Annotated in this window: 14 protein-coding genes and 2 pseudogenes; 8 read left to right on the top strand and 8 right to left on the bottom strand. The window is 69.5% G+C overall.

The genetic code is table 11. From position 1 onward, the window contains the following. Positions 1-81 precede the first annotated feature (81 nt). From ABD466_RS08960 to ABD466_RS08950, 3 genes and pseudogenes are all read right to left on the bottom strand, one after another. Positions 82-711 carry a hypothetical protein gene (locus ABD466_RS08960; protein ID WP_344656489.1) on the bottom strand — a complete coding sequence of 210 codons (630 nt, stop codon included), beginning with the start codon at positions 709-711 and terminating at the stop codon, positions 82-84. 119 nt (positions 712-830) lie between these two features. Continuing rightward, a pseudogene (locus ABD466_RS08955) lies at positions 831-1,040 on the bottom strand (transposase); the annotation flags it as partial. A gap of 7 nt (positions 1,041-1,047) precedes the next feature. After that, positions 1,048-1,200, bottom strand: coding sequence for a hypothetical protein (locus ABD466_RS08950; RefSeq protein ID WP_344656488.1), 153 nt, complete (start codon positions 1,198-1,200; stop codon positions 1,048-1,050). Positions 1,201-1,281: 81 nt separating this feature from the next. Between ABD466_RS08950 and ABD466_RS08945 the strand changes: the two genes are divergently transcribed. After that, positions 1,282-1,644 (top strand): hypothetical protein, encoded by a 363-nt coding sequence (locus tag ABD466_RS08945; RefSeq protein WP_425558588.1) that lies wholly within the window; start codon positions 1,282-1,284, stop codon positions 1,642-1,644. Between the two features lie 14 nt (positions 1,645-1,658). On the opposite strand, the gene ABD466_RS08940 is transcribed toward ABD466_RS08945, so the two are convergent. The 3 genes from ABD466_RS08940 to ABD466_RS08930 all read right to left on the bottom strand — a co-directional run bounded on the left by ABD466_RS08940 (position 1,659) and on the right by ABD466_RS08930 (position 4,691). Then, complete coding sequence (locus tag ABD466_RS08940; protein ID WP_344656487.1) at positions 1,659-2,471, bottom strand: DUF4253 domain-containing protein; 813 nt, start codon at positions 2,469-2,471, stop codon at positions 1,659-1,661. An 854-nt stretch (positions 2,472-3,325) separates the two neighbouring features. Beyond that, the gene (locus ABD466_RS08935) at positions 3,326-3,664 is read right to left on the bottom strand and encodes an integrase (RefSeq protein ID WP_344656486.1); all 339 of its coding nucleotides are present in this window, start codon (positions 3,662-3,664) and stop codon (positions 3,326-3,328) included. Between the two features lie 34 nt (positions 3,665-3,698). Further along, entirely contained in the window at positions 3,699-4,691 is a 993-nt protein-coding gene (locus ABD466_RS08930; protein WP_344656485.1) for a helix-turn-helix domain-containing protein, read from the bottom strand. Between the two features lie 241 nt (positions 4,692-4,932). Between ABD466_RS08930 and ABD466_RS08925 the strand changes: the two genes are divergently transcribed. The 6 genes and pseudogenes from ABD466_RS08925 to ABD466_RS08900 all read left to right on the top strand — a co-directional run bounded on the left by ABD466_RS08925 (position 4,933) and on the right by ABD466_RS08900 (position 8,574). Continuing rightward, positions 4,933-5,346, top strand: coding sequence for a hypothetical protein (locus ABD466_RS08925; RefSeq protein ID WP_344656484.1), 414 nt, complete (start codon positions 4,933-4,935; stop codon positions 5,344-5,346). A gap of 107 nt (positions 5,347-5,453) precedes the next feature. Beyond that, a complete protein-coding gene (locus ABD466_RS08920; protein ID WP_344656483.1) occupies positions 5,454-6,269 on the top strand; it encodes a hypothetical protein in 816 nt (271 codons plus the stop codon). Position 6,270: 1 nt separating this feature from the next. Further along, positions 6,271-6,453, top strand: a pseudogene (locus ABD466_RS08915) (transposase); the annotation flags it as partial. Between the two features lie 56 nt (positions 6,454-6,509). Next, positions 6,510-6,650 carry a hypothetical protein gene (locus ABD466_RS08910; protein ID WP_344656482.1) on the top strand — a complete coding sequence of 47 codons (141 nt, stop codon included), beginning with the start codon at positions 6,510-6,512 and terminating at the stop codon, positions 6,648-6,650. Positions 6,651-6,860: 210 nt separating this feature from the next. Beyond that, positions 6,861-7,379: a SigE family RNA polymerase sigma factor gene (locus ABD466_RS08905; RefSeq protein ID WP_344656529.1), complete on the top strand. Its 519-nt coding sequence runs from the start codon at positions 6,861-6,863 to the stop codon at positions 7,377-7,379. Beyond that, positions 7,372-8,574: a hypothetical protein gene (locus ABD466_RS08900; protein ID WP_344656481.1), complete on the top strand. Its 1,203-nt coding sequence runs from the start codon at positions 7,372-7,374 to the stop codon at positions 8,572-8,574. Before ABD466_RS08905 ends, ABD466_RS08900 begins: the two co-directional genes overlap by 8 nt. Before the next feature lie 317 nt (positions 8,575-8,891). Here the strand turns inward: ABD466_RS08900 and ABD466_RS08895 are convergent, their stop codons facing one another. Beyond that, complete coding sequence (locus tag ABD466_RS08895; RefSeq protein ID WP_344656480.1) at positions 8,892-11,879, bottom strand: AfsR/SARP family transcriptional regulator; 2,988 nt, start codon at positions 11,877-11,879, stop codon at positions 8,892-8,894. 235 nt (positions 11,880-12,114) lie between these two features. Continuing rightward, the gene (locus tag ABD466_RS08890) at positions 12,115-18,102 is read right to left on the bottom strand and encodes a LamG-like jellyroll fold domain-containing protein (protein ID WP_344656479.1); all 5,988 of its coding nucleotides are present in this window, start codon (positions 18,100-18,102) and stop codon (positions 12,115-12,117) included. A gap of 272 nt (positions 18,103-18,374) precedes the next feature. On the opposite strand from ABD466_RS08890, the gene ABD466_RS08885 reads away from it, so the two are divergent. Continuing rightward, the gene (locus ABD466_RS08885; protein ID WP_344656478.1) at positions 18,375-24,773 is read left to right on the top strand and encodes a cutinase family protein; all 6,399 of its coding nucleotides are present in this window, start codon (positions 18,375-18,377) and stop codon (positions 24,771-24,773) included. Positions 24,774-24,886: the final 113 nt, after the last annotated feature.

Raw genomic sequence — 24,886 nt, 5'->3', positions numbered from 1 at the left:
GCCTGGGCCTGCGCTTCTCGGACCTCGGCTCTGACACGGAGCGAGCTTACCGGCCGTTCCGGGTGACGACGAGGGCTGCCGTCACAGCAGATCACGCCAGAATCGCGCCGTCGCCTGCGGATTCCACGCGTCGTCCCTGCGGTCAAGTCCAGGGCCGCCGAACTCCTGGCCGACCCAGTCACGCAGGTCCAGGCCGTAGTAGACGAGGTCGGTCTGGTGAACCGACAAGACGGGATGGCCGAGGGTGCCACGCCCGGACGGCAGGAACCTGTGCCCAAACACCGGGACCAGGGTCGGGACGCCGGCCAGAGCCGCGCGAGCGATCGAGACCGCCTCGTCGCGGATGTCGGGACGCGCACCCCACTCGCCGGACCAGAACCCGTTGCGCTCGACGTCGAACAGCACGCCTTCGACGGGTCCAGCCAGCCGGACCCGCAGCCTGTCGCGGTCGCCGTCGCGCCAGTCGGGCCACGGTTCCCGCCATGCACTGATGACACCCGGAGGATCGATGAACGGCACGCTCACGGGAAGGCCCGTGGCGAGGAAAGCCCGGTGGTCATCGGCGAACTCGAATCCGAACTCGCGCTCGATCTGAGCGAACTCGTCGTCGGTCAGTCCAGGCTCGATCCTGCACCGGGTCAGGCTCGCGCTCCGCTCGGCCAACAGCCGCGCAGCCTCATTTCCCAGCTCAACACCATCACGGAAAATCACCCGGCAACCCTAAACCCCGCAGATCCTCGAAACATCCCATTGCGTCGGAACAAAGGAGCAACACCCCTGTCGACCTGCACAACCACAACCACGCACAGCAACCGTTACCGAACATTCTCAATAACGTGCCATTTGCAGCCGTTGTCGACCAGGTAGCGGATCGCGTCCACGATCGCCCGGCGCGGATGGGACTCCGGCCGGCCGCCGCGAGCAGTCGTCGCCGCAGGTGGCGGCAGCAGCGGGGCGATCAGCGCCCATTCGGCGTCGGTAGTGTCGGACGGGTAGGCCCGCGGCCTGGCGGCAGGACACCGATCAGAGTGCCGAGGCACGTCCGGCTCACGATCGGGTCAACAGCGTCAGGGACGCCTTGACCCCGCCGAGCTGGTCCAGCAGCAGCCGGGCGAAGTCGTCGCCGGGCAGCGCCGCCAGGTGCGGGGCCGCCGTCCCGGACAACAGCCGGCTGATCCTGGTCAGCTCGGAGCGGAACACCGCCCGCTCGAACCGGATCCACTCCTCGGGATCCCCGGACAGCTGATAGCCGCCACGGGCTGACCAGGTCAGCGGGGAGGCGTGTTCCAGGGCGGAGATCTCCCGGATATACAGGATGCCGCGCCGGACTTGGGAGGCGCCGAGCTTGGTGGCCAGTTGCAGCTGAGCAGTGGACAGCCCGTCAGATGTTCACTCCTCAGACCGGACCCGGCCCAACGCGCCCGCATCGAGGAGATCCGGGACAACCTCATCGCCCGCATCGCCGAAGCCGAACACGAGGGCTGGCTCGGCGAAGTCGAGGGACTGCGCGTCAGCCTGGCCTGCGCCGAAGACAAGCTCGGCCAGCTCGACCATGCCAATCAGCAACGGGACGCCGTCGTGCTCGGCGTGCCCGTCGTCGGCGGCACGGTTGGACACACTATCGAGGCAGCCGGAACGTCATGAGAGGCCTCATCCGGTCAGTCCCACCAGAAGCCCCAGTGGGCTTGGCCGACCAGGGATTCCGCATGATCTAGGAAGGACTCGCTGCATTGGAACACCGCGTCCGGACAGAACACCAGGTGCTCGGCCGCCACATGCAGCGCATGCTCCGCGGTCGCCGGCGGAGCTGCCACGCTCATATAGAGCGTGGACGGCTTGAGCGCCACCACCCGGGCGCCGAAGCGGTCCTCCCAGCCCTGCACCATCGCCGCGAACGGGGCGATGTCGCTGACCTCGGAGGGCCTCCAGCCCAGCCTCAGCAGTGCCTCACTGCCCGCGCGGCTGGGCACCAGCGCCAAGCGAGGCTCACCCAACCACTCGTTCTCGAGCACGTGCGCGACGATCGCGTCGGCAACTGCCAGCGGCTCCGCAATCTGTGCTCCGGCAAGAGCCAGTCCCGGCCAGGAAGCCCCCGCCGGAGCCAGGGCCGATACACGCTCCTCAGGCTCCCAATAATCGTTGGCCTCGTTTTCCGCAATGATCTCAGCCCACTCCGCAACAATCCAAGCGTCCAGATCCGTTGCGGTCACGACGCCATCCGTCGGCCCGCTCAGATGCCCGCTCAAGTCCGGGTGGAGGTCGGCAGCGACACACAGTGGATCGTCTCCCAGCAGCACTGGCCACAACCCGGTCCGGCGATGCGCCGCGCGCAGCCGTTCCACGAGCCCAGCTTCGGGAGCGGTCGCGCTCAGCCAGAACCACGGCGCTTCAGCCATGTCGGTCACGACCTCGCCAGCTGGAAGCGCGAACCCCAGCGGCTTACCCGCAGGATCTTCGAGCAGCGCGGTCATTGCAATCTCACCAACACCATTAGGAGACACGCGGCGAGCATAGAACCCTTCGCCAACAGGCAGTTACCTTAAGCGAGACAGCTCTCAGGACTTCAGTTCAGAAAAGCAGGCGTGTTCGTGCTGGCAGGGGGCACGACGTGGAGGCCAATCTGGTCGAGCGGATCATTGAGGCCGAGGAACGAGTCTGGCTCGGCGAGGCCAAAGGGGCTGCGGGACACTCTGGAGGCGCTCGTACTCGTGCAGGATGCCGCCGAGTCGGTCGCGTCTTCGCAAATTCAGGTCGACGATGTCGGCGCTGCCGGTGATCGGTTCGGGCGCGGGCTGCGGTGGTGCGTCCTGGTCCAAAAAGCGGTGTGGCCGATGCCGGATGTAGTGGGTCTCGATTTCGCGGAACGCGTGCGGCAGGTGTGCCTGATTCCAGATCAGCCAGGATCGCCTCGGCCTGTCCGCGCAGAACCGCGTCCTTCTCCCGACCGCCCATCGGAAGTAGCCGCAACGCAGCGAACGTGTTCGACACCGCCAAGTAGGCGAACCGGACCAGCACAACGAGCTTTCATCGCCGGCCCAGGCGGCGCACCGATAACCGCCCAACCCAGCCACCACGAGCCGACAAACAAGGCCCTTCCCCACCTGCACGGACAACATTCTCGACACCCACAACACCCGACTTGTGATCGTAGGCACCCGCTCTCTGACGAGTACGTGGTAGCGGTGTGGTAGCGGACGTCGTGTTCACGAATGGCACCAGTCGATAAGAGGTGGAAGCTACGAGTCGAGTCGGCTCGGTCGAAACAGCACAGGACGTGCTTGGACACAAGCAATTGATAAAGTCTCTTGCATAAGAGGCCTGATTTCTAATCGATGGTCGCAGGTTCGAATCCTGCCGGGGGCACTCGAAAGCCATTAACCCCAGGTCGCTGGCCTGGGGTTTTACGCCTCGCCCAGCGCCGCCGCAGCAGGTCCCGATGCCAACGCAGCAGCGTTGCCGGCGTAACGATCAGCCGAAGCCGCGGCACACGATCAGTGGGCGACAATCTCGCAAGCAACACCAGCCATGCCCGATCGGCCCAGGTCAGCTTCCGCGCGACGCGCGGATCGCGGCGCTGTGCGACAGCGAGCTGATGCCGCAGCATCAAAATCTCCACGTCTTTCGCCGCCGATTCCCGCCCCGCCAGCCACAGCCACGCGAACACCCGAGTCACGACAACGCGGGGCGGGTTCGTGGAGTCAGCGCGCTGACGGAGTACTCACGGGAACAGCACCAGAACCCACTACAGGCAACAACAAACTTGTCACCTGCCCGTCAAGCCGGTCCAGCGGCGGCCCTTCCGTCCCCACCCCGCCGGCCCGCTGCGCCCCCAACCGCGCCGGTGTGAACCCGGTCATCGCCTTGACCTCCCGGCCGAGGTGAGCCTGGTCGGCGAAGCCACAGGAGGCCGCGACGTGTGACGGCACCAGGCCGTTGATGAGCTGGGCGGCGGCGTCGCGGAGGCGGAGGATGCGAGCGGCCCTCTTCGGGGTCTGGCCTATCTGCTCGGCGAAGCGGTTCTCCAAGGTGCGGGCGGTCCACTCAGACGCCGTGGCCAGGTCGGCGATGCGGATCTGGCCACGGCTGGCGACCAGGCGCTGCCAGGCCCAGAGGACCTGGGGCGCGACCTGCGGGCCCTCACGGACGCGGTCGGCCAGCAAGCGGCGAAGGATCGTCATGCGGCGGCGGGCGTCGGCGGCCTCGGCCAGTTGCTCCGCCACCCGCAGGCCGCGGCGACCGGTCAGCGCGTCCAGGGCCACGGGGGCTTCGGACAGCTCCCGCATCGGAATGCCGAACACGCGCCAGGCCAGCCAGGGCTCGAGCAGGATCTCCACGCCGGACAGCCGGCCGTCGTGGCGGCCGATCCCGGCGCGGTCGACGGAGCCGCGCACCAGGGACGTGAAGCGGGCGTCGCCGCCGGGGACCGACTCGATGCAGACCGAGCCCTCGAACAGGAACAGGACCGTGACGGCGTTGATCGGCAGCTCCAGACGCCGGCGGGTACCGCCCAGGCGCAGGTCGAACTCGTTGTAGGCGAGGATGCCGCGCGGCAGGGCCGGGCCGATCGGCGACCGCGTGGTCCGCCAGGTCCCGTTCTGCCCGAAGCGCCGCTGCAGGTGGCTGCGATCCGGGTCAGATCGCTGGTCCAGACGAGCGCCGAACAGAGGCGTCCGGGAGTCACCCAACGGCATCAGCAGGCCCCCGCGCTATCGGAAGACGTCGGCTGACGGCGACCGTAACGGACACGACGTCGGGTTTCAATGGCCGACTCCGGCATCGCCGGTGTGCGGTAGGTCACGTCCAGCGCATCCGGCCGGATTTCGTTTTTGTTCAATACCGCCGCACCGGCCGCTGCCAGGCTCGGTCCCCATCAGGGCTCGATGACACTTCGGCGTCGTCGCGCCGTCTCACGGGAAGGGATCGAACGCCACCATGTTCAAGATCGGACTGCGCGGCCGCACGGTGACCGGCGTCACGGCCGCGGCCCTGGCCGCCTCCGCACTGGCCGTCGCCACCCCCGGCGCAGCGCATGCGACCGCCGGCGGTTACTGCGGGTACTACTTCTCGGGCTACAGCAGCCAGCCCACGGACGTCTGGACCGTCTTCGTCAAGCAGCCGCCCGGTTGCCACGACGTGAACCTGACCTGGGTCGACCACTCGTCCTACTACGGTGCCTTCTACTGGGACAGCGCGGGCAATCCGCACATGTCCACCACCGGCGCCCAGTGGCACTCCGCGTACTCGACCTGGGACCAGGTCATCATGACGAGCGTGAACACCGGCACCCGGGTGATAGTCGTCGCCTCTGACGGTGGGGCCGGCTACGGCGTCCACGTCGACCTGTAGCCGACGCGACGATCACCATGCGAGCCCTGGTTCCATCTCGGGGCGCGAGCTGGATCGGAACGGCCGCTGCGCTGGGCCTGGTGCTCAGCGCCTGCGGTCGCTCCACCGTGTCCGGCCCCTCCGCGCTCCCCGCCTTCGTGCCCAGCTCCCCGATCGCCGGTGAGGCGGTCCACAGTTTCTTCCCGGCAAGCGCCGCCCAGTTCACCGACGGGGCGCAGTTCACCACGGCACGCCTCAAGGCGCAGGCGGCCGCGACGAGCGCGTGCCTGGCCAAGGCCGGGACCGCCTCGAACGCGAACCCGGATGTGGACGCCACGAGCGCCGCGGAGATCGCGATGGCGGGCGTCGACACCGTGGACTTCCCGGACCTGGACCGGATCAGTTCCGAAAGGGCGTTCGTGCCGCCGATCGCGTTCCCGCCCGCGGCCGCACCTCGCGTGCCCGCCTCCGCTCCCGCCACTCCTACGGACTCCGGGCGGGCGGCCGCCCAACGATGCCGACAGTCCTCTGCCGCGCTGTTCCCGGTCCAGAACGCCGCCGGGCCGTTGACCGACCAGTGGTGGGCCGGCGTTCGCCGGATCCAGTCGTCGCAGCAGGTCCGGGCGGTCCTTCCGGCGTTCCGGGACTGCCTGGCCGAATCCGGCGCTCCCGCCGACCAGATCCCCCTGACGTCCTCCGGCGAGGCGTTCGGCCACTTCCTCGCCTGGGAGAACGGTGCCGACCAAGCGGCCGCGACCTCCGCGGCGATCACCGCGAACGACCAGCGGTGGGCTCCCGTCTTCGCCGCGTGCGCGAAGCCGGTCATGCAGGTCGTCGAGCCGATGACCCTCCAAGCTCAGCAGGTCTTCCTGCATGACAACGCTCGGCAGGTGCAGCAACTCGAGGCGATGGCAGAGAGCGAGTTGCAGGCGGCTCGGCGCTGAACCGACCACGCCGGAGATCCTCATCGTCACCGACGCCGGATACGACGCTCCGCGCATGCCCTTCCTGCTGGCAGACCTCCCGGTCCAGATACTCGGGCGGCTGCGCAGCGACCGGGTGTTCCCCCGCCCGGCCCCGCTCTACACCCATCCTCCCAAGGGCGGACGCCCTGCCAAGCACGGCGGCGATTGCTGTGGTGGTCCCGCATCGACGCCACAGCCCAGGAGGCCGACCGATGCTGGATGAGCTTCCTGCGCGGATTCGACATCGAATGCGGTATCAGCCATCTCAAGCAGCACCGCGCGGTGGCGACCCGGTACGGCAAGCTGGCTTGCCGCTACCAGGCCACCGACACCATCGCAGCCCTCAACGGCTGGCTATGACCACGTTTCAGACACGGCCTGCCAGCCAAGCACCGCGATCTGGCCTGCGGATCGGGATTGCCAGTAGGAACGGATTGCTCCGCCCGGCTGGTCGACCACAGCCGCAGGGGCGCCGAGGCGGATAGATCTACGCAACCTGCGGCTCCGCCGAGCGTGATTAAGCATCGAGGTTGCACAGTGGCGACCGCCAGCCGAGTTGACAGGGGGGTCATGCGAGACACGAGCGATTTTGACGCTTTCTACGCGGGAAGCGTCCGGCGCGTCACAGGCCATGTCTATGCGATGACGGGTGATCGGGCTGACGCGGAGGACTTGGCCCAGGAAGCGTTCGCGAGGGCTTGGCAGCACTGGGACAAGGTTTCCGGCTACGCCGACCCCGAAGCGTGGGTGCGCACCGTGGCGTTCCGGGCGCGGGTGAGTGCCTGGCGTAAGACCGTCAACCGGCTGCGTGCTCACCGCCGGCACGGTCCGCCGGACGCGAAACCGGAGGCGAGCGTGGACAACGTGGCCATCGTCGCGGCGCTGCGGCGGATTCCGGCGAACCAGCGGCAGGCGATAGTCCTGCATCATCTGGTGGGTTTGTCGCTGGAGGAGATCGCCGCCGAGACCGACGTGGCGGTCGGCACTGTCAAGGCCCGCTTGTCCCGCGGCCGCAGAGCGCTGGCACCGCATCTGGCTGACCGCGAGAACGGGTTCACATCTGACGGACAGGAGCCCCGCCATGCATGAGGATTTCGAGACCGAGCTGCGCGAGAGCGTTGCCCACTTCAACGAAGACACTGTGCCGGCACCGGTCGCCTCCGTGCGGGCCCGGGGCGAGCGCTTGCACCGCCAAAAAGTCATCGGAACGGTCGCGGTGGCCCTGTCGTTGGTCGCGGGTCTGGGTATCGCGGCTGTCGGCGCGGCGTCCGGCGACGGGCAACATGCCATCGCTCCCACGACACCGCCGATGACCACCGTGAACGGGGGGATGTCGGGCTCCGTGACGACAAGACCCTTGACTACGGCACCGGCACAGCAGCCACAGCGCACAAGTGCAAGTCCCCCTTCTTCGCCCAAAGACAGCGCCAACACAAGCGGGAACGCACCTATCAGCCTGACGCTGAGCCCGCCCACCGAGTACGCCGCAGGTGTGCTAAACCCTGTGACGTTCACCGTCCAGAACCACGGATCAGCCGTAACCGTCACCGCCGACCTCACTCTCGCTCGGCCGAAGAGCGAGGTCGCGAACACGACAGGCCCGTGGCCGTTGGACCTGATTGAACGGCACGACCCGGTCACCGGCGCCTGGACCAAGGTGACCGTCACGTTCCTCGACACCGGCGGGGACCCACACCGCGAAGACGTCCGCGCAGCGCACTACACCTTCGATCTGCCGAGCGGCACCAGCACCGAACAGTTGCGCATCGACCCCGAAGGGTCGTTCTTCGCCCTCGGCGTCAAGCTGACCGCCGGCTCACTGACGCTGGCACAAGCCCAGACCGAAATGATCCCCGTGAACTTCCCGGCCCTGACAGTCTCCGGCCCCAAGGCCATGACACCCGGCGGAACCGGGGAATTCGACATCACCGTTGCCAACAGGACATCGATGGACTACCCATCGATCGCCTTCTGGACCAGTGAAATCGTCACCTTCTCGCCGATCTCTTCGGCCAGCCAGGTACAGGTCTATGATGGCGGCGCCTGGCATACCGTTTCATTCGACCAACTAGGTACAGCGGTCATCGCCACCCGGCCGCTGGCATCCGGAGCGACAACCACCGTCCGGCTACGACTCACCCTCGCGACCACTGCGACGGCGAACGCTACAGGCGACCTCGGAATCAGAGCGTACGTGCCCGGCGAGTTCAACGCCTCTGATACTTCTCCAGGCCTGGCGCCGGGCGGCGAGACCCGCACAGACACGTCCTTCGCCGTCAGATAGCACCACATATCCGGTGCGATGTCGCAGCACATCGCACCGGATTCCGATGACGCCCGGCCGACTACCTGTCCTAACGGAAGACCACAGACCTCGATAATGCCACGGGATACCTTAGTGGGCGTCTGATGGCTCAATATCCGGTTCGAGTTCGCTCGTTGTGGTGTACGGACCGCACCAAGGATGGGCGGCGTAGCGTCGAAGCCAGCCACATCGTCCTCGTCACCGAATCAGGGGTTGTGGTTCTCACGGAAAATGGAACAGGGCTGGGCATCACTGAACCCGGCCGCTACCCGCCCGCTGCAACAACACGGTCCGGTTCACCCCGCGACATCCGGCTGATCAAGCGCCGGCGCGTCCTGGATGAGCTCGAGCCTCAGCGGATCCGGCGTGCGGAGCGCCCTGAGGAGCGGATCGTTGTCCGGTACGCCGAGGGTGTCGACGATCGCGCGAGCCGCGGCGCGGCAGTCCGACGCCTGGTCCGCCTCGCCGGTCACGACGTGGACCTCGGCCGTCCTGACGAGGGTGTTGGCGAGGTAGTAGTGCTCACCGGCGGACTCGAACTCTGATGCGGCCTGGCGATAGTAGGTGAGCGCGTCGTCGTGGCGGCCGAGCCGGTGACTGGCCAGGCCCATCGTGTCCAGGGCGTGCGCGGCGCCGACGCCGTGGCCGATCCGCCGGTGGACGGCGACGGCCCCGGCCGCAAGATCGAGCGCTGATTCGTAGTCGGCGCAACAGGCGTGGCACCAGGCGGCTGCGGCCAGGGCCATGGCTTCGCCGGCGACGTCCTCGGCCGCGCGGGCGTGGCCGAGTGCGGCCAGGGAGTGCTCGAGCGCCTCGGGATAGGCCGCGCGGCTTTCGTGCACCAGGGATCTGATTCGCTCCACCCAGGCCAGGCCGGCCCGGTCGTCGAGGCCGAGCCACAGGTCATGGGCCCGGGCCAGATGTCCCAGGGCCGCCTCGAACCGGCCCAGCCGCCAGCAGGCGGTCGCGATGTCGCCGTAGGTCCTGGCCTGCAGATCCGCACGGCCGAGTTTCCAGGCCGCGTGCAGCGCTCGTCCCTGGAGCCCGATCTGCGCCTGCCAGTCCGCTCGGCGGTCGAGGAACACCGTCAGCGACCAGGACAGGCGCCACGTGGTCTCGGGACAGTCCGCTTCGGCCGACAGGCTGCTGATCGCGAGGAGCACCTCGCGTTCCCGGGCCAGCCACGCGGCGGCATCCATGGCGTCGCTGAACCCCATGGCCGGCGCGTAGCGCTCGCGCCGGGGGAAGGCGACCACGGGACGTGTCGGGTTGATCATCCGGTCCGCGGCCGCGGCGCTGCCCGTGTAGTGGTCGAACATCCGTCGGCGGATGTCATTGCGCTCGGTCGGGCTGAGTTCGCTGTCCGCCGACTCCGCGGCGTACAGGTGGATCAGGTCGTGCAGCTGGATGCGGCCCTCGGGCGTGGGTGTGGCCAGGTGCGCCGAGACCAGCTCGTGCACGGCCCGGCCGGCGGCCTCCGGTGACAGATCCGCCAGACAGGCGGCCGCCTGCGGCGAGATCGACGGCGCGGGATGCAGACCGAGGGCGGCGAAGAGCCGTGCGGTGGTCGGGCCCAGCAGCCGCTGCGACCAGGAGAACGCTTCGCGCAGGCCGGTCGCGGACTCGGCGAGGTCCAGCGCCGCCAGTCTGGTCCGGGCGTCGCTCAGGCGGGCCACCAGGCCGGCCGTGGCCAGGTCGGGCTCCAGGGACAGGCGGGCCGCCACGATCGCCAGCGCCAGTGGCAGGCCGGCGCACGCCTCCGCCACGGCCTTGAACTGCTGGTACTCGTCCGCGACGCGGTCCGCTCCGAGCCGGCGCCGGAACAGGCCGACGGCCTCGTCGTCGCCCAGCGGACCCAGCCGGACCGGCCGGGCGCCGCCGGTGGCCACCAGGTCCGCCAGCCGGCTCCGGCTGGTGACCACCGTCAGGCAGCTGGCGCCGCCCGGGAGCAGGTCTTTGACTTGCGCGCTGCCGGCGGCGTTGTCCAGCACCACGAGCATCCGCTTCTCGGCGGTGTGGGTGCGGTAGAGCGCCGCCCGGGAAGCGAAGTCGGCAGGGATCCGGCCGCTGGAAACGCCCAGAGCGTGCAGGAACCCGGCGAGCACGTCCGCCGGCGCGACGGGCCCGCCGCCGGCGGAGAATCCGTGGAGGTCCACGTACAGCTGGCCGTCCGGGAAGTCCTCGACGATCCGGTGCGACCAGGCCAGGGCCAGCGCCGTCTTGCCGATACCGCCGGGCCCGACGACGGCGAGGACCGTGTCGCCGCTCGTCCTGGCTCCGAACAACTCCGCGGTCTCGGCGTCGCGTCCGACGAAGAACCGGGGTGCCGCCGGAAGCTGCCGGGGCGGCGGCTCCGAGAGCTGCGATTCAGTGGGCGGCAGGGAACCATCACCACTGTCCGGGCCCGGAGTGCGCGGAATGGGCATGGCATCGGCGATGTCCGGGGCGGCCTCGCGAGACGTCGGCGACGTCGGCGGTATCAACGTCGGCTCCGACCTCGACGTCGGCTCCGCCCTCAACGTCGGCTCCGCCCTCGCCGAACCGCCACGGCCTTCGGCAGCGAGGATCCGCTGCTGCGTGCGCTGAGCCCGAGCGCTCGGCTCGATGCCCAGCCGATCGACAAGGGTACGCCGAAGCGCCTGGAAGACCTCCAGCGCTTCGGCCCGGCCGCCGGCGCGGAACAGCGCCTCCATCAGCTGGACGTGGAAGGCCTCACGCAGCGGATACTGGTCGACCGCCTGCCTCAGCGCCGACACCAGTCCGTCGCCCTCCTCCCGTGCGAGCGCCGCTTCGAAACGCGCCTCCAACACCTCGACGTGCACCTCGACCAGCTGCCTGACATACGGCTGCAGCGCCTCGATCGGCGCGTCGGACAGCGGGACGGCGCGCCACAGGGCCAGGGCGTCCGAGGCCAGGCGCAGCACCAAGGCCCAGTCGCCGTCGGCTCGCGCTTTTCCGACGCCCCGGGCCTGCTCTGTGAAGGCCACGGTGTCGAGCTCACCGTCGTACACGCGGATCTGGTAGCCCGCGCGGACGGTGGACACCCGGGCGGACCCCGCGGCACCGAGCAGACGGCGCAGCCGGGTGACATGGTTGTGCAAGGACGCGGTCGCGCTGGGCGGCGGGGCCTCGCCCCACAGGACGCGCTGAATGGTGCCCAGCGCCACCGGCCGCCCGGGGTTGAAGAGCAGGACCGCCAGCAGGGCGCGCAGCTTCGGGCTCTGGACGGACACCGGCTCGCCGTCGACCTGGATTCGCAGCGGACCGAGGAGATCGAATCGCATCGCCGCGCCCCTCCCCCGTGCGCGAGAGCCGCCTTTGGAGCGCGTTCATCCGATGGGTCCGTGGGCCCCGCGCCGGTACGGATCGTAGCATCCTTACATGCAATCGGGAAGATCCCTGATTTGCTACGTAAGAACTCGGGTTCGTTCCAGCCGACGTCCGCGAGACGCGAAACGGCGGAGCGTCCGAAGACGCCCCGCCGTTGGTTCCGATACCCCTGTGTCCACTAACCCTTCACTAGATGCTGAATGCGTAATCGGCCACGTCGTTCGCGAAGCGCGTCGCCACGGCCCCGGCGACGGTCGCCGGGTCGGTGCTCCCCGCTCCCGCGACGGCTCCTGCGAAGTCCTCGACTCCGTCGATGGCGCCGATCTTGCCGGACAGCAGGTCGCTGTTCAGCGTGAGGCGGGCTCGCTCTCTGGGATCGGACGAGGCCCACCCTTGGGACGGCACGGTCTCGATCAGTACCGTGACCGTGGCGTCGCCGTTCGGGCTCTTGTACTGCTTCAAGCCCGTCTTCAGGTCGGTGACCAGAGCCTGGAGGTTGGTCTCCACGACGGCCGGGGTGTCGCCGTGGGCCAGGTCGACCGCGCCGAGGGACAGCACCACGGTGCGCAGGTTCGGCTCGTCCAGCGCGGAGGCGTTCAGCAGGTTTCCGGCCTGCAGGTCCGCGCCGGCGCCGGCGGCCAGGATCGCCACGTCGCCGGCGGGCAGCGCCTGCTGGAACGCTTCGACGTCGGCGATGTCGCCGGACCAGTAGTCGCCATGGGTGCCGTTCCAGATGGAGCGCCCGACGGCCAGCGGGCCGGCGGCCCGGAAACCGTGGGCCTGGCCGCTGGCGGCGAGCTTGCCGTTGACGTACAGCTTGATACTGCCGGCCGCCGCGTCGTAAACGGCGGTCAGGTGCGTCCAGGTGTTGAGTTGGGCGGCGTTGGACTGGGCGGCGATGATCGTGCCGCCCGGGTTGACCATGTCGGCGGAAGGCATGAACACCCACCACGTGTTGCCGCTGCCGGTGTAAGCGGCGGCGCTGTAGCCGATCATGAATGACGACGTCGTGGTGCCCTCGGTGGCGACCACCTCGCTGTTGCCGCTGGGGAGCTGGGTCGCCTTCGCCCAGGCCGAGATGGTGAAGCTCTGCGAGGTGTCGATCACCGGGCCGCTGGTCGCGGCCGCGGCACCGCCGTTGAACACCGCCGAGCCGGTGGTGCTGGTCGGGTGGTCGCTCGTCGACCAGGTGGTGCCCGACATCGTCAGGGGACTGTTACCGAGCAGGTCTGCGCCGGTGGCACCGGAGCCGTCGGACAACCGCCACCAGTTGTGCAGTCGCTGTCCCAGCGAGTTGGCCGCGCCGGCCGCCCCGGCCGTTGCGGTCGACAGGTCGACGACCCCGCCCGGCGAGGCGACGCCGGCCGTGTTCAGCGCGCCCGGCAGATCGTCGACCCAGCTCGGTGCCGTGCCCGACGCGCTCAGCGAATTCGCGTCGCCGAGCACTGCGACCGTGCCCTGCGTGGTGTCGGTGGAGGTGACGTCGACGCCGGACAGGAAGTACCAGCCCTTCGCCGCGGTCGCCAGCGGAGTCCAGGTCGCCGAGGCCCCGGTGGCCTCCGCGGTCTGGTCGCCGGCGGCGGTGTAGCCGACGGCTGCGGCCTGCGGCGACTGCGGGGCGGCGGCAGCACCGGCGGCGAGGTACAGGCTGACCGACAGGTTGCCGGTCCCGCCGAGCGCCGACACCGGGATCGGGTCGCTCAGGACCTCGGCACCGGGCTGGATCGTCACCGACCGGTTGCCGACGCCGCCGAAGGTCAGCGGCACCACGGTCCTGACTCCGGCTCCGGTGCCGCCCGCCAGCGCCGCCGTGGCGGTGGTGACGGTCACCGGCGACGGATCGAACCGGTTGCCCAGCCGCACGCGGAGCTTGGTGTCCGGCGGGGTGCCGGCGCCCGAGCCGTATGTGCTCAGCGGCACGGTCTGGCGAATGGTCTGGCCGTTGAACAGCGGGCCCCCGGAGGCGGTGGCACCGGTGGTGGGAACCGTGGCCCAGCCCCCGATCCACGACCTGCCGAAGTCCGACAGCGGCCACACGCCGGCCGGCGTGGTCGACGCCGTCGGCGCCGGGGACGTGAACAACGAGGTGGCGTCGGCGGTGGTCAACGCACGCTGATACACCTGGACGTCGGAGATCGAACCCAGCCACGGGTTGACCGCGGCGCCGTTCCACCAGCCGCGGCCGATCGCCATGATCCCGGTGGAGGGCATGGCGCCGGTGTAGGCGGCGGTGTTCTGCAGGGCGCCGTTGACGTACAACGCGAGCGTGCCCGCGGTGGCGTCGTAGACGCCCACGAGATGTGTCCACGCCCCCACCGTCGGAGCAGCCTGCGACTGCGCCCCGTTACCCGCCGCGTTGGCGACGTCGGTGGTGGAGCGGTCGAACGACCAGCGGTCGACATCGGGGTTGTACTCAAGGTAGTAGCCGCCGACGTTCGTGCCCTGCTGCACCACCGCGGTCTGCCACACACCGGCCGGCTTCGCCTGGAGCTTCACCCAGGCCGACACGGTGAAGCTCTTGGCGGTGTCGAGCACCGGACCGGCGGTCCGCAGGTCGCCGCCGGTCCCGTCGAAGACCGCCGAACCGCCGGTGGCCGCCGAACTGCCGTGGTCCGGGGCGAACCCGACGTATCCCTTCGAGGCCAGCGGGTGGTTGCCGCCGCTGATGTCGGCGCTGGTCGAGGCGTTCGCCGAGGCCGCCGGACGGACGCCGACCGCCAGCACGTGCAGCGCGGTCGGGCAGGTGCCCGGGACCAGGGTGGTGCCGTAGTTCGGCAGCGTGATGCTCTGCAGCGTGGCCCCGGGGTCGGCCGGGAGCACGAGCAGGTAGATCCGCGTCGCGGACGACACCTTGCCGCCGGCGGCGTTGAAGTACGCCGGCGAGTAGGCCGCCGTCTGGCTCGTGCCGGAGACCCAGTCCCCGACCGGCGAGGTGGTGGGGTGGTCGGCGACCGGGCCGGTGGCGCTGTAGGTCACGGTCGCGGTGGACTGGGGAGTGGTGCCGCAGGTGCTGGCGACGAGCAGGCCTACGGCGGCGGCCGGCACCTGCTGGCTCCGGTCCAGGGTGATGGTCTGCCCCATCGCCACCACGTTGTCGTTCCCCGCCGCGTTCGCGGTCGGCATGGTGAAGGTGAAGCCTGAGGTGGTGAACGTCGTGCCGGTACCCAGGCCGGCCGCGGCCATCGCCTGCTTGGACAGCGAGTAGCCGGTACCGGTCGTGCCGCCGACGTCACCGTCGGCGGAGCGGGAGCCGTAGTCGAGGTTCGCCGCCCCCGGTGCCGAGTCGTCGCTGATGCCGTGGTCGTCCATCGCGGCCGAGAAGCTCGAGAAGGTGACGTTGTTGATCGGCACGGCCTTGATGTAGTCCACACCGGCCTGGTACTGCTGTTTGCTGGCGCTGTTGGCGGTAGCCGGGTTGGTGCCGACCACCGTGAGGGTCAGCGTGTGCGGACCCGGACCGAGCCGCATACCGCTGTTCAGGAGCACGGACGTCACCGTCGGCGAGTAGGCGTCGAACGGCTGGCCGTCGGTCCCGGCGAGGACGTTGCCGTCGACGTCGATCCGTAGTCGGCCGTAGTCCGTGGCCTTGGTCAGCCCGATGCCCAGGGCGTAGTCGGCGTCCAGGGAAGTGTTGAAGGTCATCGAGTACTTGTCGCCGACCTCGTGGCCCGTGAAGATGACCTGTGCCCCGCCGGACCACAGTGCGGTGTTGCCCCAGTTCTGCACCGCGGTGGTGGGTGCCGTGGCAGTCCCGGGGGCGGAGGCCCCGAGCGTCACCGACTTGCCGTCCTCGGCCTCGAACTTCGTCTGGCTCACGTTGTAGTTCGGGGAGATGAAGAACTCGTACCGCTGGGCGTTGGCCGACATGTTGTGGGCGGCGTCGAAGCTCTTCACGTACAGCGTGTGGTGCCCGACGGCCAGGCCCGCGGGCAGCGACAGCTGCGCCGTGCCGCCGGAATCGGAGACCAGACCGTAGGTCGCGCCGCCGGACTGGGACTGGCTGTTGTAGTTGCACACGTTGCTGGCGACGCTGTTGACGGTGCCGCCGGAGTCGAACGCGTAGGAGTAGCCCACGGTGTTGCCGTTGCCGGCGTTCCCCAGGACGAACTGTCCGCCGGTGTTCTGCGGCGCGCCCCAGACCGGGTTGTTGTTCAGATCCGCCTGGAAGTCGTGGCTCACCACTGACGGCGTGGGCATCGCCTCGTTGAGCACGGTGAAGTTGTGCCAGCCGGCATTCGCGATGGAGTTGCTGTAGTTGGCGTCGCTGTCACCGCTGGCGCCGGTGTAGGCCCACGAGGGCGGCGCCGGGTCGTTCTGCGGCACGTTCTCCACCGTCGCCCGGAAGCTGTAGTTGCCGTTGGGGAAGGTGCCGTAGTTCGTCGGCCACCAGGTGTACGCGCCCGAAGGGTTCTGCTCGGGGGCGTAGTTCCAGTTCCACGACATCCGGCTGCCGCTGGCCTGCCACACCTCGAACCAGTACTTCAGCGGCAGGGCGGAGGGGTTGTTGTCCCAGGACTGCGCGCCGACCCAGAAGTTCGTCGAGTTGCTGACGTAGTTCGTGCCGTTGCAGTTGAACTCGCCGCCGACCGAGAGGTTGGTCGTCCCCTGCGGCGGAAAGTCGTAGTCGATGTCCAGGTGCGGGTTGTTCGCGAACCGCTTCCACTGCAGGGCGGCGTTCTCGTTGTCGGCGTGCAGCCCGAGGGTGAGCGAGGTCCACCCGTAGTTGATCGCGTCCTGGACGCCGCCGGCGATGTTGAACGGGACCGCCGCGGAGTTCTTGGAGCAGGCGGAGTTGCCGCCGCCGTCCGACCACTGCTGGTCGAGCTGACGGCCCAGCGGCCCGGGGTACCGGGTGTTGCCGTCCACCCAGCCGGATTCGTTGATGTCCGTCGGCTCGCTGTTGCAGTCCGCGTCATGGGTCTGGGTGGCCCAGAACGTGGCGCTCGTCAGGTTCGCTTTGACGCCGTTGCGCGGCGCGATCCCGGAGACGTCCATGTCGAAGTACGTGCGCTGGATGTCGTAGTTGCAGGTGGACCAGCCGCAGTACCCGACCCGCGCGTCCTGCGTGCTGTCGTTGAAGGTGTTGTATCCCTTGTTGGAGACGGTGACCCAGTACGCGCTCCCGCCGGTGAACCAGGGGTCGATGAACAGGGGGTAGCGCACGGCCGGGCCGGTCAGAGCCGAGCCCGGGACCGTCAGCGCCACGTCGTAGTCCTGGGTCTTGGCCGCGGCCGAGGCGGTTCGCGCCGGCTTGGCGCTGACGTCCACCTTGGTGACGTGCCCGGAGCCGGGGTCGGTGGCCGACGGGGTGTCGCCGCCTTGCGGGGCGATCGCCGAGTCCCACATGGTCGCCGGCGAGGAGCGGAACACCTCCTTGCCGGCACCGTCGAGCGCCGACAGCGTGTCGTCGTCGTTGGCGCGCACCGTCAGGTTCGTGCCCGTGGCGAGGAGCCGGATCGTCTTCAGCGCCGGGTCGGCCGCCGCCTGCGCGTCGTGGACCACCAGGACCTCGGTGTACGAATCAGAGGTCGCGGTCAGCTTCAGGTCGACGCCGGGAAGCACGTTCGGGTAGGTGGCGCTGGGGCCCTCCAGCACAGGGGCCGGCAGGGCCGAGGGCCAGGACAGGTCCAGGCGCTGGTCGCCGTGCGTCAGGGTGACGGCGGGGCCGCTGCCGCCGCCGGAGAACACCGCCGTGCCGGCGGCCGCCTTCGGTGCGACGCTGCCGTCGGACCGGCGCACCAGCGTGGTGTCGACGGCGGTCCAGGCGCCCTTCTGCTGGACCCGCACCGGGTGCACGTAGCTCTCGAAATGCAGCGTCCCGTCCGGCTTCACCAGCACCCGGCTGGTCTCGGAGGTGAGCGAGGGGACCTCGACCTCCTTGCCGGTGTGCTTGGCCCGGTCCGCCGCCGCCGGCGCGTCCGGCGCGACTGCTGCCGCGGAACTCGCCTTCGCGGCCGCGGCGGGGGGCGCGGGCGGAGGCGTGGTGGTCGAGTGGTGGTCAGGACTCTGGGATTTCGGCACCGGTGACGCGGCCGGGGACGGCGACGGCGACGGGGCCGGTGTGGAGGGTGCCGCCGGGGCTGCGGACGCACCGGGGGCGGCCACGGCGATCGCGGTGACCGCCGCGGCCAGGCTCAGGCTCGTCCGGACCAGCCGCGTCCGGAGGGGACGTCTCATCTCGTCTGGTTCCTCAATGGTTTGATAAAGCGCGAAGCCGAGGAGCAGTCGGCGGCTCAGGCTAACCGCAGCGGGCGAGTATCCGGATCACGGAACGATGAAATTCACCAACCGGGCTCCAACAATGCGCCAACCGCACGTCGGAAAGGTGTCGGAAACGGGTGGCACGCGCACCTTTCGGTGCGTTGCCCGGCCGAAACGGCCGCCGTTAGCATCCGCCGTGCCGCACGTCGAATGACGTCTTTCCCAATACCTCAAGGTCAGGAAGTCTCGTGGCACTTTCTCGTTCCCGACGCTCGCGGGCAGCCGCGGCCGGCGTCGCCGCCGTGCTCGCGTTCGCCGTGAGTCCGTACATTCCCGCCCGCGCGGCCGCCGGCCATGTGACGCGGCCCGAACCACCGCCCGAACACCGCGCGGCCGCGACCCCCTTCGTCCCCCAGGACCACCGTGCGGCCCTGATCAAGGGCGGCCAGCCCGGCGGCGGTCCCCGGGCGGCGGCTTGGCCCGCCCCGGCCGCCGCCGACGTCCCGCTGCTGTCCGGCGCCGCCACCTCGGCCACCACCTCGGCCACCACCTCGGCCACCACCTCGACCGCGGCGTCCACGCTGCCCATCACGGTGCACGCGACGGCCCCTCACGCCGCCGCCACCGCGACCACCGCCGGCGGCGCCGCGCCGACCGTGCACCTCGAACTGCACGACCAGGCGACGGCCGCGAAGGCCGGGGTGTCAGGGGTCATGTTCTCGCTCACCCCGAACCAGGCCGGCGCGGCCGGCGGCCTGGAGGCCACGGTCGACTACTCGACGTTCCGGGACGCGGTCGGCGCCGGCTTCGGCGACCGGCTGCGCCTGGTGCGGCTGCCGGCCTGCGCGCTGACCACGCCGACGATCGCCGCCTGCCAGGTCCAGACGCCGATCCCGGGCGCGGAGAACGACCCGGTGCGGCACACTCTCACCGCACGGCTGGACCCGGCCACACCGAAGGCCACGGCCCCGAGCGGAGCCGCCTCGACAGCGGAGGCGACGACGGTGCTGGCCGCGACGGCCGGCAGCTCCGGCTCCAGCGGCAGCTTCACCGCCACCTCACTGGCCCCGACCGGCACCTGGTCCGTGGCCGGCAACACCGGCGGCTTCGACTACACCTACCCGATCGCGCTGCCCCCGTCGGCCTCGGGCTCGGCCCCGAACATCGCCCTGGACTACTCCTCCGATCAGGTCGACGGCCGTACCGGCGCGACCAACAACCAGTCCTCCTGGATCGGTGAGGGCTGGGACTACACGCCGGGTTACGTCGAGCGGACCTACCGTCCCTGTTCCAGCCTCACCGATCTGCCGACCGCGTCGCAGACCGGGGACCTGTGCTGGGCCGGCCAGCTCCTCATGCTGAACCTGAACGGCCGCTCGATCCCGTTGGTCTACGACGACGCCACGCACACTCTGCACGAGCAGTCGGACGCCGGAGACCGGGTGGAGATGCTCACCGGCGCTTCGAACGGCGCGCGGAACGGCGAGTACTTCAAGGTCACCACCCCGGACGGCACCCAGTACTTCTTCGGGCGGAACGGCGGCCCCGGTGCCGGAGCCACGAACTCGGCCTGGACCGCCCCGGTTTACGGCGGGCATTCCGGGGATCCCTGTTATTCGGCGTCGGGATTCTCGGCGTCGTCCTGCACGCAGGCGTGGCGCTGGAATCTCGATTTCGTCGAAGACGTCCACGGCAACGCGACGATGTACTACTACTCGACAGAGTCGAATTACTACGGAGCAAATGGTTCCACGACCGGTGTCGGCTATATACGAGGCGGATATCTGAACCGCATCGACTACGGTCTGCGGGACGAGAACGGAACAGTGTACGGCTCGGCCGCACCCGACCAGGTGACGTTCACCCTCGCCGAGCGGTGCCTGCCGACGTCCTCGTTCTCCTGCGACCCCGCGCAGATGACCACAGCCAACTCCGCGAAGTGGCCGGACGTGCCGGTGGACCAGAAGTGCGACAGCGGCGCGGTGTGCAACACGCACTCCCCGACCTTCTGGAGCACCAAGCGGCTGACGGACATCACGACGCAGTATGCGAACGGTTCCGGCGGTTACACCAAGGTCGACTCCTACGACCTGGGCCAGACATTCCCCACCGACGCCGATCCCGAACTGTGGATGAACTCGGTGACCCGGACTGGCTACGACGGCGACGGCACCGCGCTCAGCCTGCTGCCCACCCAGTTCTACGGGCTGGCGATGGTGAACCGGGCCCCGGGCTACAACAGCCTGCCATCGATGCCGCACTGGCGCCTCACCTCGGTGACCACCGACACCGGCTCGATCGTGAACATCACGTACAGCACCAAGTGCTCGACGAGCACCATCCCGTCCGACCCGTCGCAGAACACCTCCCAGTGCATGCCGACGTACTGGACTCCCCCATCCTTCTACTCCCCCGTCTTCGACTACTTCGACAAGTACATGACGACCGAAGTCGACGGGCTCGACCCGAGCGGCCTGACCCCGCCGAAGAAGACCGCGTACGTCTATGTCGGCAACCCCGCCTGGCACCATGACGACAACGAGCTCGTCAAGCCCTCCGACCGCACCTGGGGCCAGTTCCGCGGGTACGGCGAGGTGGACGTCAAGACCGGTGACACGTCGGCCGGCGAGACGCTCACCGACAACGTGACAACGTACTTCCGCGGCATGAACGGCGACACCCTGCCGAACAACGGCACCCGCAGCGCCACCCTCACCGACTCCTTGGGCGAGGTCGTCAACGACGACAACGCCCTGGCCGGCCAGGTCTTCGAGACGACCGCGGACAACGGCGACGGCGGCGCGCGCCTGACCCGGACCATCACCACCCCCTCGATCATCGCCACGACCGCCACCCGCGCCCGCACGGGGCTGCCGGCGCTGACCGCGACGATCGTGAAGACGACCAAGCAGACCGCCGTGACCGACCTGGCGGCCGGCGGCACGCACTCGACCAGCACGATTAGCACCTACGACTCGGCGGGCCGGGTCGTCAGTGCCGACGCGACCGGCGACGGCGTCCCGGAGCTGTGCACCGAGACGTCCTACGCGGACAACACCACGGCGTGGATCCGGGACCATGTCGCCGAGACCATCACCAGCACGCAGGCCTGCCCGCCGACCGGTACGGCGCAGACCCCGGTGCGGGCCGACGCCCGGAACTTCTACGACGGCTCGGGCACGCTGGGCTCGCTGCCCGGTCCCGGCAGCCTGACGCGGACCGACAGGCTCAACACGTCGGGCTGGTTCACCGACACAACCAGCACCTACGACGCCTCGGGCCGGGTCCTGGCCACCACCGACGCGCTGGGCAACGTGACGTCGAAGGCTTACACCCCGGCCGACGGCGGCGTGCTCACCGGCATCGTGGAGACCAACGCCCTGAGGCAGCACCGGACGACGGTGATCGACCCCGCCCGGGGCACCACCACGTCGAGCACCGACGTCGCCGGGCACGTCAGCAGCGCGACCTTCGACCCGCTGGGCCGGATCACGCAGGTCTGGAAGCCCGGCCGCACCCAGGGCCAGGACACCCCGAACACCACTTACAGCTATCTGGTCCGGGCTCAGAGCCCAGACGCGGTGACCGAGAACGACCTGGTCGACTACGGCACCGGGACGAGCTACGTGCCGACGGTGACGCTGTACGACGCGCTGGGACGCAAGGTCCAGACCCAGACCGCGGCCGAGAACGGCGGCTCGCAGATCACCGACACCTTCTACGACGGCCACGGCTGGACGACGGCCACCGACAATCACACCCTGATCGCCGCGCTGCCCGGCACCACCGTGCAGCAGGTGGCGGCGAGCGCCGTCGACGACCGGACCGTGAACACCTTCGACGGCAGCGGGCGGATCGTCGGGACGTCCCGGTCCCGGGACGGTGTCGTGACCCAGACCACGAGGACGGTCTACGGCGGCGACCGGGTCACGACGTTCCCGCCCACCGGCGGCACCGTCTCGACCAAGATCGACGACTCCCGGGGCCGCGTCGTGGAACTGGACCAGTACACCAGCGCGCCGACCGTCACCGGCAGCGTCGTCAGCGGCGGCACCTCCACCGCGACGCAGTACACGAACGACGCGCTGGGGCACCTCGCGAAGGTGGTGTCCGGCGGGTCGACCTGGACGTTCACCACTGACCTGCTGGGCCGGCGGACTGCGCAGCAGACCCCGGACAACGGTACGGCGAGCTGGACGTACAACGACATCGGCGAGCTGTTGTCCACCACCGACGCCCGGGGCCAGACCCTGGCGTACTCCTACGACGCGCTGGGCCGCAAGACGGCCGAGTACTCCGGATCGACCAGCGGCCCGAAGCTCGCTTCCTGGCTGTACGACACGCTGCAGGCGGGCCGGCTGACCAACGAGGTCCGGTACACGAGCAGCGGTGCGTACGTCACCGGGACGACCGGCTATGACGGCCAGGGCAACGCCCAGGGCCAGCTGACCGTCGTGCCGGCCGGCGAGACCGGGATGGCCGGCCGGTACACGACCGCCTTCGGCTACAGCTCCACCGGTCTGCTGCTGACCACCACCCCGGCACCGATCGCCGGCATGCCCGGCGAGATGATCAGCACCAGCTACGACAGCCTCGGCCACGCTGTCGGGGTGAAGGGCACGTCGGTGACCGCCTCCCAGTCGCTCAGCGGCTACGGGCAGTCGGCACTGGTGACCTACGGCGGATCGACGAACAACGCCTGGCTGTCGTACACCTACGACGTCCAGACGCTGACCCCGACGGACGTGAACCTGAGCGTCCAGACCGCGACCGCGCAGGCCGACGACACCTCGTACACCTACAGCCCCGACGGCCAGGTCACATCCGTCAAGGACACGCAGGGCCCGAACGGTTCGCCGGTGGACGACCAGTGCTACGGCTACGACGCGCTCGGCCACCTGAACCAGGCCTGGACCAGCGCGACGGCCGACTGTTCGCGGAACCCTGCGACGGCTGGCGCGACAGCGGTCGGGGGCCCGGCCCCGTACTGGTCCGCGTGGTCCTTCGACGGCTCCGGCGACCGGACGTCGCAGACCTCCTACGCGGTCCCCGGCGGCCAGAGCACCGACCGGACCACCGCTTACACCTACAACAACGCCGCCGGCGGGCACAGCCTGGCCGGCACCACCGGCGGGCCCGGCGGCCCGACCGGCTACCAGTACGACGCCGCCGGCAACACCGTCGCCCGGAGCCTGCCGGGCGGGAACCAGACGCTGACCTGGAACGAGGAGGGCAAGGCGGCGACCGCCACGACGCCGGCGGGCACCACCACCTGGATCGACAACGCTGACGGCGCCGAACTCGTACGCCGCGACCCCAGCTCCACGACGCTGGACCTGCCCGGCCAGGAGGTGACCCGGGACGGCCTGACCGGGACCGTATCCACCAAGCGGTACTACTCCCTCGGCAGCCTGCTGATCGCCGTCTCCGACGGCACCACAGCCGGGACCCAGTACCTGGTCGGCGACCAGCACGGCACCCAGCAGCTCGCGGTGAACACCACCACGCTGGCCGTGACCCGGCGGTCCACGGACCCCTATGGCAACCCGCGAGGCACGGTCACCGGCGGGGCGTGGCCGGACGGCCACGGTTTCCTGAACATGCCGGTCAGCACCGGGACCGGGCTGGTCGACGTCGGCGCCCGCGAGTACGACCCCACCATCGGCAGGTTCATCAGCGTCGACCCCCGGCTCGACATGCTCGATCCGCAGTCGATGACGGGGTACTCCTACGCCGACAACACGCCGACCACGGGGAGTGATCCCAGCGGGCTGATGTACGAGGGCGACGCCGGCGGCGCGTTCGGCCCGGTCTCCGACAACGGCGACGGAGCGGGCTGCGGGTGCGACGACTGGTGGAACGACCCGGCGATGAACACACCCGTGGCTTCCGGCGGCTCGTCGGACACCCCCGGCAAGAGCAGCCAGGACACCGGCAGCCCGAGCTCACCGCAGTACATCGTGATCGGGACCCGGGGCTCCGGGGAGGGCAAGTCAGGCTACGGCCAGCCCGTGGGAGTCTTCGTCGACGACCTGAGGAACCAGCTGGCCGCGGCCGGCCTGTCGAACGTGCTCTACATGGCCAACCCGTATCCGGCGGTCGCGGTCCTGGGCCCGGCCGGGATCGGGGCGGCTACCCGCACTCCCGGCCCCTACTCCACATCCGTGGCTCTGGGCGAGGCGTGGCTGAGCAATGAGATCGCCATCGAGGAACGCGACCACCCGAACGCCAAGATCATCCTGGCCGGCTACAGCCAGGGCGCCGAGGTGACCGCGGACGTGTACCAGAAGCTGTCCACAGGGGAGAAGAGCGGCGTGCTCGGCATGGCGTTGTTCGGCGACCCGAAGTTCAACCAGGACTCCCAAGGAGGCCGCAGTGACTACGCGGACTATGCCCATGGCGGGCGGGGCAAGCGACCGGCGTACAGCCCCGAGGAGAGCAAGCACATCATGTCCTACTGCAACCACGGAGACATCGTCTGTCAGGGGATGCGGGACAAGATGCTGAATCTGGGCCCGCTGCACATACCGTTCACCATTCCGAACAAGAATGTGGACCCCACGTTCGGACCGCACTTCGATTACGACACGGCAGCCGCGCAGGCCTCGACTGAGGTGAATCAGTGGATCATGGACGACCTGCGCTGATCGGCAACTGATACCGAGCAGTTCGCTGTCGGCCGCCCTGGGTTCCCTTCCCAGGGCGGCCGGCCCCACCCGCGGCTGCTGGACAAGGTCGCCGTCGCGGCACCGACGGCGAC

Origin of the sequence: Catenulispora subtropica (assembly GCF_039531675.1) — a bacterium.
In the GTDB taxonomy this organism is placed as follows: domain Bacteria; phylum Actinomycetota; class Actinomycetes; order Streptomycetales; family Catenulisporaceae; genus Catenulispora; species Catenulispora subtropica.
The sequence above is the reverse complement of the archived record's forward strand: the minus strand, read 5'-3'. Positions and strand labels throughout refer to the sequence as shown.